This is a genomic window from Pseudomonas sp. FG36 (assembly GCF_057809275.1).
Genome location: NZ_JBMDJQ010000005.1, coordinates 36,051 through 50,288, shown reverse-complemented (window position 1 = coordinate 50,288; position 14,238 = coordinate 36,051). Strand labels below are relative to the sequence as shown.

The window sequence follows — 14,238 nt, the reverse complement described above, 5'->3', positions numbered from 1 at the left end:
CGATCATTACACGCTGGAGACTGGAGCTGAGCATGGCCCCGCGCATGAAGACCCGAGAGCGCATCGTGCAGAGCAGCCTGGAGCTGTTCAACCAGCAGGGCGAGCGTTGCGTCAGCACCAATCACATTGCCGCGCACATGGAAATCTCGCCCGGCAACCTGTATTACCACTTCCCCAACAAGCAGGCGATCATCGCCGTGCTGTTCAATCAGTACGAAGAACTGGTCGACAGTTTCCTGCGCCCGCCCCAGGGCCGCAGCGCCACCGTCGAAGACAAGCGCTTCTACCTCAAGGCGCTGCTGGCGGCGATGTGGAACTACCGCTTCCTGCACCGCGACCTCGAGCACCTGCTCGACAGCGACCCGGAACTGGCGGCCCGCTACCGGCGTTTCTCGCAGCGCTGCCTGCAGCAGGGGCAGGCCATCTACCGCGGTTTCGTCGAGGCCGGCATCCTGAACATGGACGCCGCGCAGGTCGAGTCGCTGACCATCAACGCCTGGATCGTGCTGACTTCCTGGGTGCGTTTTCTCAGCACCACTCGCGAGCATTCCGCGCACCTGGGTGAAGAAGCGTTCAAGCGCGGCGTCTATCAGGTGGTGGTGCTGGAGCTGGGGTATGTCACCCCGACCGCGCGTGCCGCGGTGCAGGCGCTGTGCGCTGAGTTCCATGTCCCGTTCAACCAGGCCCTGGAGCAGTGATCCGGGGTTTCGAGCCATTCATCAGGAGATTGTCATGCCCCTCGCGCAATTGATCACCCCGCAACAGCTGGCCGAACGCCTGGACGCGCCCGGCCTGGTGATCCTCGACTGCCGCTTTGCCCTGGAAGATGTCGACTACGGTCAACGCAGCTATGCCGAGGGGCATATTGCCGGGGCGCACTTCGCCGACCTCGAACGCGACCTGAGCGGGCCGGTGCTCAAGGGCAGCACAGGCCGCCACCCGCTGCCCGACCCGCAGCGGCTGGTGGAGCGCCTGCGCGAGTGGGGCGTGGACAACGACAGCCAGGTGGTGCTCTACGACGACGGCCCCGGCGCCTTTGCCGCCCGTGCCTGGTGGCTGCTGGCCTGGCTGGGCAAACGCGATGCAGTGTTCATTCTCGATGGCGGCCTGAAGGCCTGGCACGCCGCTCATCTGCCGCTGAGCCTGGACCCGCCGGTACGCCGCGAAGGCAATTTCAGCGGTGAGCCGGACAGGGCGCTGCTGATCGATGCCGCCCACCTGGCCAAGCGCCTGGACGACCCCGCGATGACCTTGATCGACGCTCGTGGCCTGCCGCGTTTCCGTGGCGAGGTCGAGCCGATCGACCCGGTGGCCGGGCATATCCCTGGCGCCCAGTGCGCGGCGTTCACCGACAACCTTGGCGCGGACGGGCGGTTCCTGCCGGCCGACACGCTGAAACAGCGGTTTGCCGAAAAACTGGGGGCCCGGTCGCCGGAGAATCTGGTGGCTTATTGCGGCTCTGGCGTGACCGCGTGCCACAACCTGTTTGCCCTGGCGCTGGCGGGTTATCCGTTGGGGCGGTTGTATGCCGGGTCGTGGAGTGAGTGGATCAATGATCCACAGCGTGGCGTGGCCATCGGCGACTGACGCGCACCGGGTCGCCCGGCTGACTGCACTGGCATTTGGCGTTCGGGGCGATCTCCTTCAGGAGATTGCCCCGTTGAAGCGATAGGTTATGTGAGAGCGGATGTGCCTCACGACAGGGGTGCATAAGGAGAGTTTAAACTTCAATCATCTTGATGGGTTGGTGCTTGGTGCTACCTGGAAATTTTGTCAGTTATGCTCACGCAGGCTCGATGTTAGTCTTATCGCAGAGTGTTTGAACTATAGATGCATCCTGCGGCGGATATGCTCAATGCGGGTCATGATTTACAGTGACCCGAAAGACCACGGAGCACTTGGGGCCGCCTTTGGTATAAGGGATATCATAGATGCCGACGACCCGGCTACTTGCGACTGATCGTCTTAAGACTACGAATTTTACGCTGACTGAAACAGGTGTTTCGGCAGCTGTCTACACGCTCTATGGTTTTCGCAGCGCTGGCCAAGATATTTCGCGTGCCGGATTTATCGGGGTGATACGCGAGCGACGTGTGGGCTGGTATCTGCTTGGAAATGGTCATCGTACTTATAATCCGCGGCTTATGCGTTTCCATTCGCCGGACCGTTTGAGCCCGTTTGGAAAGGGTGGCATCAATGCTTACGCATATTGCACAGGGGATCCGGTGAATTTTTATGACCCCGGTGGCAGGCAGCGTAATGGCGTCGGAGCACTCATCAAGAGCACTCTATCGGTGGGGGTCAATGCTGGAAAGGGCATGCATACTATTGCTACATGGGATAAGAAGACAGCGCTTGGAAAGGCTATAGACGGGAGTCTTGGAGTTTTAGGTACGCTGACTTCGGTTGCGCAGTGGGCGGTGGTTTTCGATGATGTGCTTTACCAGCCATTACATGATATAGGGATTGCTCCTCCTCACGGTATCGTTTCTCACTTTCCAGAATATTTGGGCCATGCGTCGGATGCCATGACCGTTCTCAACTTCCTGAAAGTTGTCCATGACGCCTCTCCGGCCATTGGCAACTATATCAGTCGAGGCGCACGCGGTGCAGGAACGGGAAGGGACGCTGAGCGCGCGGGCGATGCAAGCATACGTTTGACTCCAGGGAGTTACACGGTCAATACCGACTCTGGACCGGTATCATTTACCGTGGCTGAACAGGCAAGTCTGGTACGAACCAACGCGACTTCCAATCGCGCCGACAATGCGGTGGCTGATGACCCTACCGGTCTCGACATACTTTAAGCGTATTGTGCAGAAGTACCCTTGTTGTAGGTGTTTACGAGCTTAGCGCCCGTCAACCAGCCACTGCGGAATCCGCCGTTCCAGGTAATACCCCGGATTGCGCAGGCTGCCATCCACGAATCCCACATGCCCACCCCGGCTGTGCAGTTCGAACTGGGTCCCGGCCGCCAGCTCATTGGCGTTCGGCAGGCTGTGGCCGAACACGAAGGGGTCGTCGCTGGCATGGATGATCAGCGTCGGCGTGCGGTTCTCGCCCAGGTAATAGCGGCTGGAGGCGCGCCGGTAGTAGTCATGGGCATCGCTGAAGCCATTGAGGGGCGCGGTCACCTTGCCATCGAAGTCCCAGAACGTGCGCAGGTTGCGCAGCGAGCCCAGGCCTTCGAGGGTGGCCAGCCCTTCATGGTGGCCCTTGTCGCGGAAGTGCCGTTGCTTGTCCTGCACGTAGGCCAGCATCTCGCGCATGAAATGCGCCTGGTAGACCTTCGAGAAACCCAGGCCGATACGGTCGGCGCACTGGTCCAGGCGAAACGGCACCGACACTGCCACCGCTGCCTCCAGCTGGCTGGCCGCGCCGCTTTCCCCCAGGTACTTGAGCAGCACATTGCCGCCCAGCGAGTAGCCCACGGCATACAGCGGTGCCAGCGGCCGCTGCGCCCGCAGGTGACGGATGGTTTCGGCCAGGTCTTCGCTAGCCCCGGAATGGTAGCTGCGCGCCAGCAGGTTGGGTTCGCCCGAGCAGCCGCGCCAGTTCAGCGCGACACTGGCCCAGCCGCGTGTCTGCAAGGCCAGTTGCAGGCCTTTGACATACGGCGAATTGGACGACCCGGTCAGGCCGTGAAGTACCAGCACCAAGGGCACGTCGGCCTGGTGCGGGCCGTGCCAGTCGAGGTCGAGGAAGTCGCCGTCGGCCAGCCACAGGCGCTCGCGGGTGCGCTCAAGTGCGGGGAGTTTGCGCCACAGCGGCCCCCACAACGTCTGCAAGTGGGGGTTGGACAGGCCGGAAGCCGGGCGGAAGGTGGCGGTGAGGCTGGTCATGCTGGGCGGCTCGTGATGTGCCTGCCTAGAGTGCCATGAAACACCGCCGCCGCGCCTGTGCTATTGGTCGCCAGCCGCACGCTGCCACAGGGCGTAATGCACCTGGCCGGTCTTCTTCTCGCGGTGCAGGCGCCAGTTGCCCGGCATCGGCAGCGAGGAGGGCACGGCTTCGCTTTCGGTGTAGATCCACGCCTGCTCGCGCAGCCACTGGCCCTGCTCCAGCAGGTTGCAGGTATTGGCCAGCAAGTCCTGGTGGAACGGCGGGTCGAGGAACACCACATCGAATTGCTGCTTGGCCGGGCCTTGCAGGTAGCGCAGGGCGTCGGTCTGCAGGATCTGCCCGCGCGGGCAGCGCAACACTTCGAGGTTGTCCTTGAGGTTGCTGGTGGCCGCAGGGTTGCTGTCCAGCGCCACGGCATCCTTCGCGCCACGGGACAGCGCTTCGAGCACCAGGGCGCCGCTGCCGGTGAAGGCATCGAGCACCAGGGCGCCCTCGATATAGGGCGCCAGCCAGTTGAACAGGGTTTCGCGCACGCGGTCTGGGGTCGGGCGCAGGCCTTCGCCTTCCGGCACGGCCAGGCGACGGCTGCGCCATTCGCCGGCGATGATGCGCAACTGGCCGGGGCCCTTGCTGGCGCCCGGGGCCGGGCGCGCGGGAGTGTTGGGTCTTGCCATTAGTGCTCCGGTACGCCGAGCGGCTGCTCGGCGGGTTTGTCAGTGGGGGCCGGCAGCGGTTGCTGCGCCACCTTCGGGCCGACGGTGACGATTACCAGCTTGTCCGCCGCGAGATGCTTGTTCATGGCGGCCTTGACCTGCTCGACGCTCAGCGCCTGGGACTGTTGCATGAAGTCCTCCAGCCAGCTCAGCGGCAGGTTGTAGAAGCCGATCGCGCCCAGCTGCCCGACAATGCTGGCGTTGCTGGCATTGGACAGCGGGAAGCTCCCGGCCAGCTCGCGCTTGGCATCGTCCAGTTCCTGCTGGGTCGGGCCGTTCTTCAGGTAGTCGGCCAGGATATCCTGGACCAGCTTGAGCGTGCCCTCGCTGAGTTCGGCGCGGGTCTGCAGGTTGATCATGAACGGGCCGCGCACCTGCATCGGGCTGAATACCGAGTACACGCCATAGGTCAGGCCGCGCTTCTCGCGGACCTCGCTCATCAGGCGGGTGCCGAAGGCGCCGCCGCCGAGGATCTGGTTGCCCAGCGACAGCGCCGGCCAGTCCGCATCGTTGCGGTCGATACCCAGCTCGGCCAGCATCAGGTGGGTCTGCTTGGACGGGAAGTCGATATGCGTGGTCCCCGGCTTGGGCTCGACAGGCTGCTCCGGCTTGGCCAGTGCCGCGCCCTTGGGCAGGCCAGCGGAGACCTGCGCGGCGATGGCCTCGGCTTCGCCGCGGCTGAGGTCGCCGACCAGGGCGATCACCGCGTTGCCGGCGGCGTAGGCCTTGCCGTGGAAGGTGCGCAGCTGCGCCAAGGTGATGCCCGGGATGGATTCGGCGGTACCGTCGCTGGGGCTGGCATAGGGGTGCTGGCCGTAGAGGTTGGCGAACAACGTCTTGCCGGCGATCTTGCCGGGGTTCTGCTTCTCGTACTCGAAGCCTGCCAGCAACTGGTTCTTGATGCGCTTGAGGGCGTCCTCGGGGAAGGTCGGCTGGCCCACCACCTCGGTGAACAGCTTCAGCGCCGGTTCGCGCTTGTCCGAGGCGCTGAGGCTGCGCAGCGAGGCCACGGCCATGTCGCGGTAGGAGCCGTTGCCGAAGTCAGCGCCCAGGCCTTCGAAGCCTTCGGCGATGGCAGTCACGTCCTTGCCGGCCACGCCCTCGTTGAGCATGGCGTTGGTCAGGGTGGCCAGGCCCGGGGTACCACCGTCCTGGCTGCTGCCGGCGGCGAAGGTCACGCGCAGGTCGAACATCGGCAGCTCGCGGGCCTCGACGAACAGTACGCGGGCGCCTTCGGCGGTGGTCCAGTGCTGGATGTTCAGCTGGCGCCGGCTGGGGGCCTTGCCGTCCAGTTCGGCCAGCGATTGCAGGGTGTTGGCCGGGCGGGCCGCGGCGCCGGCCTGGCCTTGGCTGTCGGACTGGGCAGGGCGAGCCAGCAGCGCGGCGATTGCCACCACCAGCACGATGATCGCCAGGCCGAACAGGGTGTAGCGCGGTGCGCTGCGATCACTCATGAGCGGACTCCTCGGGCAGTACATGGGCAACGCTCAGGCGTTCGCGGGTGAAATAGGTGCGGGCGGCGGCCTGGATGTCCTCCGGGGTCACGCGCTTGAGGTCGTCGAGCTCGCTGTCGATCAGCTTCCAGGACAGGCCGACCGTTTCCAGTTGCCCGATGGTGGTGGCCTGGCTGCTGATCGAGTCGCGGTCGTAGACCAGGCCGGCGATCACCTGGGCGCGCACGCGCTCGAGCTCTTCGGCGGTGGGTGGCGTGGTCTTGAGCTCGTCGAGCAGCTGCCAGATGCCTTTCTCCACTTCGGCCAGGGTCTTTTGCTTCTGCACGTTGGGCGTGGCCGAGATCATGAACAGGCTGTCGCCGCGGGTGAAGGCGTTGTAGCTGGACGAGGCACCGGCAACCAGCTCCTGGCCGCGTTCCAGGCGCGCCGGCATGCGGGCGCTGTAGCCGCCGTCGAGCAGGGCCGAGATCAGCCGCAGGGCGTTGACGCTGCGCGGATCCTTGGCGGTGGCCAGGGCCGGGACATTGAAGCCGTAGATCAGGCTGGGCAATTGCGTGCGCAGGTGCAGGGTGAGCAGGCGCTGGCCTGGCTCGGCCAGTTCCAGCGGCAGTTTGCTCGGCGGCACGGCGCGTTTGGGGATGGGGCCGAAGTACTTCTGCGCCAAGGCCTTGACCTCGTCCGGCTTGACGTCGCCGACCACCACCAGGGTGGCGTTGTTCGGGGCGTACCAGGACTCGTACCAATGACGCAGCTCCTCGACCTTCATGCGCTCGAGGTCGGCCATCCAGCCGATGGTCGGCGTGTGGTAGCCGCTGGCCGGGTAGGCCATGGCGCGGAACAGCTCGAAGGCCTTGGCGTTGGGCTGGTCGTCGGTGCGCAGACGGCGCTCTTCCTTGATCACCTCGATCTCGCGGCTGAACTCGTCGGCCGGCAGGCGCAGGCTGGCCAGGCGGTCGGCTTCGAGCTCCAGGGCCACCGGCAGGCGGTCGCGGGCCAGCACCTGGTAGTAGGCGGTGTAGTCGTCGCTGGTAAAGGCGTTTTCTTCGGCGCCGAGATCGCGCAGGATGCGCGAGGCCTCGCCGGGGCCGATCTTGGCGCTGCCCTTGAACATCATGTGTTCCAGGGCATGGGACAGGCCGGTCTGGCCCGGCGTCTCGTAGCTGGAGCCGACCTTGTACCAGATCTGCGAAACCACCACCGGCGCCCGGTGGTCCTCGCGCACGACAACTTTCAGGCCGTTGTCGAGGATGAATTCGTGGGTGGGTTGCACATCGGCGGCGAAAGCCGCCAGCGGCAGGCACAGGGTGCCGAGCAACAGGCCAGCGGCGCGGCGGGCTAGAGCATTCATACGGTGTTCAACCTGTTCGGCGGCCCGCTTGGGTTTAGCGTCGGCGGGCCAGGAGGTGCTAGGATACTGATCCGGTTGCCTGGCGACCATGCCTGTCGCCGTTCTGGCCCGCAGGCCCTTACGACAAAACGTTGCGCATGAACCCGCTGGCTTCACAGTAGTCTGTTCTGCGTGAGTTAAGAATTCCCGATGCGCCGCTGCTGGCCCATCGCTACCCTGAGATAGCCGTCTTCCATGTTTGGTTCCAACGACGACAAAAAAGCGCCGGCCGCGGCTGGCGAGAAGAAAGGCCTGTTCAGCTGGTTCCGCAAGAAGCCGGAACAACCTGCCGCCGAACAGCCGCAAGCCCCTGCACCGCAAGCGCCCGTCGAGCAGACCGCACCGGCTGCCGAGCCGTTGCAGGCGCCTGTGCCAGAGCCGGTGGTTGCCGCGCCGCAGCCGGAGCCCGTGCCAGAGCCGGTGGTTGTAGCGCCGCAGCCGGAGCCTGTGCCTGAGCCGGTGGTTGCCGCGCCGCAGCCGGAGCCCATGCCAGAGCCGGTGGTTGTAGCGCCGCAGCCGGAGCCCGTGCCTGAGCCGGTGGTTGTAGTGCCGCAGCCGGAGCCCGTGCCAGAACCGGTGGTTGCAACGCTGCAAACGGTCGAGGTCGAAGTAACTGCGGCCCCGGTCAGCAACCTGGTCTTGCCTGTCGCCGAAGAGCCGGTGGCATTGGTCGAGGACCTGGAACCCAAGGCGCCGCCCGTTATCCCAGCCCGACCGCCTGTCGAAACGGTAGCCACTGCCATTACCGCTCCAGCACCGGTTGTCGAAACGGCGCCGGTCGTTGTGCCGGCTCCAGTCGACCCAGAGCCTGTCGTGGTGACTGCCGCCGAGCCGGCCAAGCCTGGTTTCTTCGCCCGCCTCAAGCAGGGCCTGTCGAAGACCAGCGCCAGCATCGGCGAGGGCATGGCCAGCCTGTTCCTCGGCAAGAAGGTCATCGACGACGACCTGCTCGACGAAATCGAGACCCGGCTGCTGACCGCCGACGTCGGTGTCGAGGCCACCTCGACCATCGTCCAGAACCTGACCCAGAAAGTTGCCCGCAAGCAGTTGGCCGACGCCGACGCGCTGTACAAGTCGCTGCAGGAAGAGCTGGCCGCGCTGCTGCGTCCGGTCGAGCAGCCGCTGAAGATCGAGGCGCAGAACAAGCCCTACGTGATCCTGGTGGTTGGCGTGAACGGCGCCGGCAAGACCACCACCATCGGCAAACTGGCGAAGAAGCTGCAGCTCGAAGGCAAGAAAGTCATGCTCGCGGCCGGCGACACCTTCCGCGCCGCCGCGGTGGAGCAGTTGCAGGTGTGGGGCGAGCGCAACCAGATCCCAGTGATCGCCCAGCACACCGGCGCCGACTCGGCTTCGGTGATCTTCGACGCGGTGCAGGCCGCCAAGGCCCGTAATGTCGATGTGCTGATCGCCGACACCGCCGGCCGCCTGCACACCAAGGACAACCTGATGGAAGAGCTGAAGAAGGTCCGTCGGGTCATGGGCAAGCTGGATGTCGAGGCGCCGCACGAGGTGCTGCTGGTGCTCGACGCCGGTACCGGGCAGAACGCCATCAGCCAGGCCAAGTACTTCAACCAGAGCGTCGAGCTGACCGGCCTGGCCCTGACCAAGCTGGATGGTACCGCCAAGGGCGGCGTGATCTTCGCCCTGGCCAAGCAGTTCAACATCCCGATCCGCTTCATCGGTGTGGGCGAGGGTATCGACGACCTGCGCACCTTCGAAGCCGAACCTTTCGTCAAGGCGCTGTTCGCCGAGCGGGAACCTTCATGATCCGATTCGAACAGGTAGCCAAGCGCTATCCCAACGGCCATGTCGGCCTGCACGAACTGAGCTTCCGGGCGCGTCGTGGCGAGTTCCTGTTCGTCACCGGCCATTCCGGCGCCGGCAAGAGCACCTTGCTGCGGCTGCTGCTGGCCATGGAGCGTCCGACCAGCGGCAAGCTGCTGCTGGCCGGGCAGGACCTGGGCCAGATCAGCAACGCGCAGATCCCGTTCCTGCGTCGGCAGATCGGCGTGGTGTTCCAGAACCACCAGTTGCTGTTCGACCGCACGGTGTTCAACAACATCGCGCTGCCGTTGCAGATCCTCGGGCTGTCCAAGGCCGAGATCGCCAAACGCGTCGATTCGGCGCTGGAGCGCGTGTCGCTGAGCGACAAGGGCGAGCTGTTCCCGGCCGACCTGTCCACCGGCCAGCAACAACGGGTCGGCATTGCCAGGGCCATCGTGCATCAGCCGGCCCTGCTGCTGGCGGACGAGCCCACCGGTAACCTCGACCCGCGGCTGGCCGCCGAGATCATGGGCGTGTTCGAGGACATCAACCGCCTGGGCACCACGGTACTGATCGCCAGTCACGACCTGGCGCTGATCGCGCGCATGCGTCACCGCATGCTGACGCTGCAACGCGGCCGCTTGATCGGCGATGGGGAGGCCGGGCAATGAGCACCACACGTACACCAAAGGTTTCCGAGCGCGTTGCGCCGAAAGCCGCCGATCCACAGCCGTCGAAGAAAAAGCGTGGCGATTACGATGACGACGGTCCGGACTTCCGCAGCCTGTTGCACGCCTGGCTGGAAAGCCACCGCGCCAGCCTGGCCGACAGCTTGCGCCGCCTGGGCAAGCAGCCGATCGGCAGTTTCTTCACCTGCCTCGTGATGGCGGTGGCGCTGAGCATGCCCATGGGCCTGTCGTTGTTGCTCAAGAACGTCGAGAAGCTCGGCGGTTCCTGGCAGCGCGCGGCGCAGATCTCGCTGTACCTCAAGCTCGATGCCAGCAGCCGTGATGGCGAGGCCCTGCGTGACGAGATCAAGGGCATGCCTGGCGTCGCCGAGGCCCAATACGTCAGCCGCGAGCAGGCGCTGGAAGAGTTCCAGCAACAGTCAGGCCTCGGCGAGGCGTTGCGCGAACTGCCGGACAACCCACTGCCCGGCGTGGTGGTGGTGACCCCGACCGAGGTCGACAAGCCAGCCCTGGAAGCCCTGCGTCAGCGCCTCTCCGAGCTGCCTCGCGTGGAAGCGGCGCAATTGGACCTGGTATGGGTCGAGCGCCTGGCGGCGATTCTCAAGCTGGGTGACCGGTTCGTCTTCGGCCTGGCGGTGATGCTGATTTCCGCGCTGCTGTTAGTAATCGGTAACACTATTCGTCTACATATCGAAAACCGCCGGGTCGAGATCGAAGTGATCAAGCTCGTCGGTGGCACCGACAGCTACGTACGGCGGCCTTTCCTGTACATGGGCGCGTTGTACGGCCTGGGTGCGGGCGTGCTGGCCTGGGGCATCCTGGCGTTCGGCCTGAACTGGCTGAACGACGCGGTGGTCGGGCTTTCCGGCCTGTATGGCAGTGATTTCGCCCTGGGTGGCGTACCGGCCTCGGATGGCCTTTCACTCTTGATCGGGGCGGTACTGTTGGGGTATATCGGTGCATGGATCGCAGTCGCTCGTCACCTGAACGAGCTTGCACCGCGATAAATGTTTCATGGCCAGTATTGACAAATTTTTCATCCTGGAACTTGTACAACGGTTCCTTGTCTATGCTGGCAGTGCCCAAAAGGCATGAGTCTGTAAGCCGGAGGTACTTGAATGACCAATTCGTTGCAACCTGCCTATGCCCTGGTTCCCGGTGCAAACCTGGAAGCCTATGTGCACACGGTCAACAGCATCCCCTTGCTGACGCCGGAGCAGGAGCGTGAACTGGCCGAGCGTCTCTATTACGAGCAGGATCTCGAGGCCGCTCGGCAAATGGTGATGGCCCACCTGCGTTTCGTCGTACACATCGCGCGTAGCTATGCGGGCTACGGGCTGGCCCAGGCCGACCTGATCCAGGAAGGCAACGTTGGCCTGATGAAGGCGGTAAAGCGCTTCAACCCGGAAATGGGCGTGCGCCTGGTGTCCTTCGCCGTGCACTGGATCAAGGCCGAGATCCACGAGTTCATCCTGCGCAACTGGCGCATCGTCAAGGTGGCCACCACCAAGGCCCAGCGCAAGCTGTTCTTCAACCTGCGCAGCCAGAAGAAACGCCTGGCCTGGTTGAACAACGACGAAGTGCATCGCGTGGCCGAGAGCCTGGGTGTCGAGCCTCGTGAAGTACGTGAGATGGAAAGCCGCCTGAGCGGCCAGGACATGGCCTTCGACCCGGCGGCGGAAGCCGACGACGACAGCGCCTTCCAGTCGCCTGCGCATTATCTGGAAGACCACCGCTACAACCCGGCCGTGCAACTGGAGGACGCTGACTGGAGCGACAACTCCACCAGCAACCTGCATGAAGCGCTGCAGGGCCTGGATGATCGCAGCCGCGACATCCTCTACCAGCGTTGGCTGGCCGAAGAAAAGGCTACGCTGCATGAGCTGGCAGAGAAGTACAGTGTATCGGCCGAGCGTATTCGCCAGCTGGAGAAGAACGCGATGAACAAGGTCAAGGCATTGATCACGATCTGATCGGCGCCCTGGCTGGATTGAAAAGCCGCTGCTCTCGGAAGAGGCAGCGGCTTTTTTGTGTGTTGAAGCTGACTGGGGCCTGGGAGCGGGCCTTAAAGCCTGCGCGAAGCATCCAGTTGCATCAGGTAGCTCGGCCCGCCCAACTGGCTCATCTGCCGGCGGATCCACCCCGCACGGCTTGCCACATAGGCGCTGGGCCGGCTGGCACTCCACTTGATCGGGCTTGGCAGCACGGCCGCGAGCTGTGCGGCCTGTTGTCGCGTCAGGCGGCTGGCATCCACGCCGAAGTGATAACGCGCCGCCGCCTGGGCACCGAACACGCCCTTGCCCCATTCGGCACTGTTCAGATACACCTCGAGTATCCGCTCCTTCGACCAGAACAGCTCGATCAGGGCGGTGAACCAGGCTTCCAGCCCCTTGCGCAGCCAGCTGCGCCCGGACCACAGGAACAGGTTCTTGGCCACCTGCTGGGTCAGCGTGCTGGCGCCGCGCACCTTGCCGCCACGCTCGTTGTAGGCCAGCGCCGCCTGGATCGCGGGGATATCGAAGCCCCAGTGGCTGGCGAACTTCTGGTCTTCGCCGGCGATGACCGCCACCTTGAGCTCGTCGGAGATATCCTCCCACGGCGTCCAGTCACGTTGCAGGTCGATCGGCTCGCCGCTGGCCCATGACTGCACCTTGCGTTCGACCATCAGCGCGGTGCCGGGCGGCGGCACCCAGCGCAACACCAGGACCACGGCGATGCTGCCAGCAGCGAACCAGAGCAGGACGCGGGAAAGGCGGCGAAGAAGGGATGACAGCATGGTGATGGCTTGGCCGGACCGTTGGAACGGGCCATTATACAGACCCCTTCCGAGGAGTCGTCCCATGCTTCGCAGCTTCCTGATGCTCGCCGCGTTCTTCGGCTTTACCGGCGTCGCCCTCGGCGCTTTCGCCGCCCATGGCTTGAAAAGCCGCCTCAGCGCCGACTACCTGGCGATCTTCCATACCGGTGTCACCTACCAACTGGTGCATGCCCTGGCGATCCTTGGCGTGGCGGTGCTGTCGGCGCACTTGCCTGGGCGCCTGGTCGGCTGGGCCGGTGGCTTGTTCGCCGTGGGTATCCTGCTGTTCTCCGGTAGCCTCTACGCCCTCACGCTCAGCGGTCTGGGCAAGCTCGGCATGATCACCCCGCTGGGCGGCCTGTGCTTCCTTGCTGGCTGGCTTTGCCTGGGGCTGGCCGCCTGGCGGCTGGGCTGACCGGTCGGTCCACAATCGCGACTAATGGCGTGTGTCGCCCTTGGGTTGCAGGGCGGATCGGGGCTAGAATGCGGGCCCCCAAAGAACAATGGTGGCCGTGCGCATGCGCATTCAATTGAACGGTGAACCTTACGAACTGCCCGCGGGCGAGAGCGTCGCGGCGCTGCTGGGCCGGCTGGAGCTGGCCGGCCGCCGGGTGGCGGTGGAACTGAACCTGGACATCGTGCCGCGCAGCCAGCACGAGAGCACGCAGCTCAAGGACGGCGACCAGGTCGAGGTGGTCCACGCCATCGGTGGCGGCTAACCGCCCCTGAAACCTCGCCAGCAAAGTCCCGCAATCTTTCCTGAGGAACAACGATGAGCAACGTTCGCAGCGACAAGCCCTTCATCCTGGCCGGGCGCACTTTCCAGTCGCGCCTGCTGGTAGGCACCGGCAAGTACCGTGACATGGAAGAAACCCGCCTGGCCACCGAGGCCTCGGGTGCCGAGATCGTCACCGTTGCCGTGCGCCGTACCAACCTGGGCCAGAACGCGGGCGAGCCGAACCTGCTCGACGTGCTGTCGCCAGACAAGTACACCATCCTGCCGAACACCGCCGGTTGCTTCGATGCGACGGAAGCGGTGCGCACCTGCCGCCTGGCCCGTGAACTGCTCGATGGCCGCAAGTCCCATGAGTCCAGGACGCTGGTGAAGCTGGAAGTGCTGGCCGACCAGAAAACCCTGTTTCCCAATGTGATCGAAACCCTCAAGGCCGCCGAAGTGCTGGTCAAGGAAGGTTTCGACGTGATGGTCTACACCAGCGATGACCCGATCATCGCCCGCCAGCTGGCCGAAGCCGGCTGCATCGCCGTCATGCCGCTGGCCGGCCTGATCGGCACCGGCCTTGGCATCTGCAACCCGTACAACCTGCAGATCATCCTGGAGGAATCCAAGGTGCCGGTGCTGGTCGATGCCGGCGTGGGTACCGCCTCCGACGCCACCATCGCCATGGAAATGGGTTGCGAAGCGGTGCTGATGAACTCGGCCATCGCCCATGCCCAGCAGCCTGTACTGATGGCCGAAGCCATGAAACACGCCATCGTTGCCGGTCGCATGGCCTACCTGGCCGGTCGCATGCCGAAAAAACTCTATGCCAGCGCCTCTTCGCCGCTGGATGGTCTGATCAAGTAAGAG

General features: G+C 64.5%; 15 protein-coding genes. 10 read left to right on the top strand and 5 right to left on the bottom strand.

The features are described from left to right. The first annotated feature begins 32 nt into the window (after positions 1-32). The 3 genes from ACODS9_RS06180 to ACODS9_RS06170 all read left to right on the top strand — a co-directional run bounded on the left by ACODS9_RS06180 (position 33) and on the right by ACODS9_RS06170 (position 2,807). Positions 33-698: a TetR/AcrR family transcriptional regulator gene (locus ACODS9_RS06180; RefSeq protein ID WP_046853819.1), complete on the top strand. Its 666-nt coding sequence runs from the start codon at positions 33-35 to the stop codon at positions 696-698. 34 nt (positions 699-732) lie between these two features. After that, the gene (locus ACODS9_RS06175) at positions 733-1,587 is read left to right on the top strand and encodes a sulfurtransferase (RefSeq protein WP_489093509.1); all 855 of its coding nucleotides are present in this window, start codon (positions 733-735) and stop codon (positions 1,585-1,587) included. Between the two features lie 344 nt (positions 1,588-1,931). Continuing rightward, a complete protein-coding gene (locus ACODS9_RS06170) occupies positions 1,932-2,807 on the top strand; it encodes an RHS repeat-associated core domain-containing protein (RefSeq protein ID WP_489093508.1) in 876 nt (291 codons plus the stop codon). Positions 2,808-2,849: 42 nt separating this feature from the next. On the opposite strand, the gene ACODS9_RS06165 is transcribed toward ACODS9_RS06170, so the two are convergent. The 4 genes from ACODS9_RS06165 to ACODS9_RS06150 are packed head-to-tail and all read right to left on the bottom strand — an operon-like array spanning position 2,850 to position 7,358. Beyond that, the gene (locus ACODS9_RS06165) at positions 2,850-3,842 is read right to left on the bottom strand and encodes a hydrolase (protein WP_489093507.1); all 993 of its coding nucleotides are present in this window, start codon (positions 3,840-3,842) and stop codon (positions 2,850-2,852) included. Positions 3,843-3,902: 60 nt separating this feature from the next. Next, the gene (gene rsmD / locus ACODS9_RS06160; protein ID WP_038706977.1) at positions 3,903-4,517 is read right to left on the bottom strand and encodes a 16S rRNA (guanine(966)-N(2))-methyltransferase RsmD; all 615 of its coding nucleotides are present in this window, start codon (positions 4,515-4,517) and stop codon (positions 3,903-3,905) included. Continuing rightward, positions 4,517-6,010: a M16 family metallopeptidase gene (locus ACODS9_RS06155; protein ID WP_489093506.1), complete on the bottom strand. Its 1,494-nt coding sequence runs from the start codon at positions 6,008-6,010 to the stop codon at positions 4,517-4,519. Before ACODS9_RS06155 ends, rsmD begins: the two co-directional genes overlap by 1 nt. Beyond that, the gene (locus ACODS9_RS06150; protein WP_046853823.1) at positions 6,003-7,358 is read right to left on the bottom strand and encodes a M16 family metallopeptidase; all 1,356 of its coding nucleotides are present in this window, start codon (positions 7,356-7,358) and stop codon (positions 6,003-6,005) included. Before ACODS9_RS06150 ends, ACODS9_RS06155 begins: the two co-directional genes overlap by 8 nt. Positions 7,359-7,592: 234 nt before the next feature. Between ACODS9_RS06150 and ftsY the strand changes: the two genes are divergently transcribed. The 4 genes from ftsY to rpoH all read left to right on the top strand — a co-directional run bounded on the left by ftsY (position 7,593) and on the right by rpoH (position 11,826). Then, positions 7,593-9,167, top strand: coding sequence for a signal recognition particle-docking protein FtsY (gene ftsY / locus ACODS9_RS06145; RefSeq protein WP_489093505.1), 1,575 nt, complete (start codon positions 7,593-7,595; stop codon positions 9,165-9,167). Then, the gene (gene ftsE, locus ACODS9_RS06140; RefSeq protein WP_011531723.1) at positions 9,164-9,835 is read left to right on the top strand and encodes a cell division ATP-binding protein FtsE; all 672 of its coding nucleotides are present in this window, start codon (positions 9,164-9,166) and stop codon (positions 9,833-9,835) included. The genes ftsY and ftsE overlap by 4 nt, the downstream gene beginning before the upstream one ends. Further along, positions 9,832-10,860: a permease-like cell division protein FtsX gene (gene ftsX, locus ACODS9_RS06135; RefSeq protein ID WP_489093504.1), complete on the top strand. Its 1,029-nt coding sequence runs from the start codon at positions 9,832-9,834 to the stop codon at positions 10,858-10,860. The genes ftsE and ftsX overlap by 4 nt, the downstream gene beginning before the upstream one ends. A gap of 111 nt (positions 10,861-10,971) precedes the next feature. After that, positions 10,972-11,826, top strand: a complete 855-nt coding sequence (gene rpoH, locus ACODS9_RS06130) for an RNA polymerase sigma factor RpoH (RefSeq protein WP_023630664.1) — start codon at positions 10,972-10,974, stop codon at positions 11,824-11,826. A 92-nt stretch (positions 11,827-11,918) separates the two neighbouring features. Here rpoH and mtgA read toward each other — a convergent pair whose 3' ends face one another. Further along, entirely contained in the window at positions 11,919-12,629 is a 711-nt protein-coding gene (mtgA, locus tag ACODS9_RS06125) for a monofunctional biosynthetic peptidoglycan transglycosylase (RefSeq protein WP_401107315.1), read from the bottom strand. Positions 12,630-12,693: 64 nt separating this feature from the next. Here mtgA and ACODS9_RS06120 point away from each other — a divergent pair, with 64 nt between their 5' ends. The 3 genes from ACODS9_RS06120 to ACODS9_RS06110 all read left to right on the top strand — a co-directional run bounded on the left by ACODS9_RS06120 (position 12,694) and on the right by ACODS9_RS06110 (position 14,235). Next, the gene (locus ACODS9_RS06120) at positions 12,694-13,065 is read left to right on the top strand and encodes a DUF423 domain-containing protein (protein WP_046853826.1); all 372 of its coding nucleotides are present in this window, start codon (positions 12,694-12,696) and stop codon (positions 13,063-13,065) included. 103 nt (positions 13,066-13,168) lie between these two features. Next, positions 13,169-13,369: a sulfur carrier protein ThiS gene (thiS, locus tag ACODS9_RS06115; RefSeq protein ID WP_038707614.1), complete on the top strand. Its 201-nt coding sequence runs from the start codon at positions 13,169-13,171 to the stop codon at positions 13,367-13,369. Between the two features lie 53 nt (positions 13,370-13,422). After that, on the top strand, positions 13,423-14,235 hold the full coding sequence (locus ACODS9_RS06110) for a thiazole synthase (protein ID WP_046853827.1): 813 nt from the start codon (positions 13,423-13,425) through the stop codon (positions 14,233-14,235). The last annotated feature ends 3 nt before the right edge of the window (positions 14,236-14,238 follow it).

What these genes read in the sequence shown, in the direction of transcription:
- ACODS9_RS06150 (WP_046853823.1), bottom strand. Translation starts at nt 7,358, where the DNA reads ATGAATGCTCTAGCCCGCCGCGCCGCTGGCCTGTTGCTCGGCACCCTG.
- ACODS9_RS06165 (WP_489093507.1), bottom strand. Translation starts at nt 3,842, where the DNA reads ATGACCAGCCTCACCGCCACCTTCCGCCCGGCTTCCGGCCTGTCCAAC.
- ACODS9_RS06180 (WP_046853819.1), top strand. Translation starts at nt 33, where the DNA reads ATGGCCCCGCGCATGAAGACCCGAGAGCGCATCGTGCAGAGCAGCCTG.
- ACODS9_RS06120 (WP_046853826.1), top strand. Translation starts at nt 12,694, where the DNA reads ATGCTTCGCAGCTTCCTGATGCTCGCCGCGTTCTTCGGCTTTACCGGC.
- ACODS9_RS06110 (WP_046853827.1), top strand. Translation starts at nt 13,423, where the DNA reads ATGAGCAACGTTCGCAGCGACAAGCCCTTCATCCTGGCCGGGCGCACT.
- mtgA (WP_401107315.1), bottom strand. Translation starts at nt 12,629, where the DNA reads ATGCTGTCATCCCTTCTTCGCCGCCTTTCCCGCGTCCTGCTCTGGTTC.
- ftsY (WP_489093505.1), top strand. Translation starts at nt 7,593, where the DNA reads ATGTTTGGTTCCAACGACGACAAAAAAGCGCCGGCCGCGGCTGGCGAG.
- ACODS9_RS06175 (WP_489093509.1), top strand. Translation starts at nt 733, where the DNA reads ATGCCCCTCGCGCAATTGATCACCCCGCAACAGCTGGCCGAACGCCTG.
- thiS (WP_038707614.1), top strand. Translation starts at nt 13,169, where the DNA reads ATGCGCATTCAATTGAACGGTGAACCTTACGAACTGCCCGCGGGCGAG.
- ACODS9_RS06155 (WP_489093506.1), bottom strand. Translation starts at nt 6,010, where the DNA reads ATGAGTGATCGCAGCGCACCGCGCTACACCCTGTTCGGCCTGGCGATC.
- ftsX (WP_489093504.1), top strand. Translation starts at nt 9,832, where the DNA reads ATGAGCACCACACGTACACCAAAGGTTTCCGAGCGCGTTGCGCCGAAA.
- ftsE (WP_011531723.1), top strand. Translation starts at nt 9,164, where the DNA reads ATGATCCGATTCGAACAGGTAGCCAAGCGCTATCCCAACGGCCATGTC.
- rpoH (WP_023630664.1), top strand. Translation starts at nt 10,972, where the DNA reads ATGACCAATTCGTTGCAACCTGCCTATGCCCTGGTTCCCGGTGCAAAC.
- ACODS9_RS06170 (WP_489093508.1), top strand. Translation starts at nt 1,932, where the DNA reads ATGCCGACGACCCGGCTACTTGCGACTGATCGTCTTAAGACTACGAAT.
- rsmD (WP_038706977.1), bottom strand. Translation starts at nt 4,517, where the DNA reads ATGGCAAGACCCAACACTCCCGCGCGCCCGGCCCCGGGCGCCAGCAAG.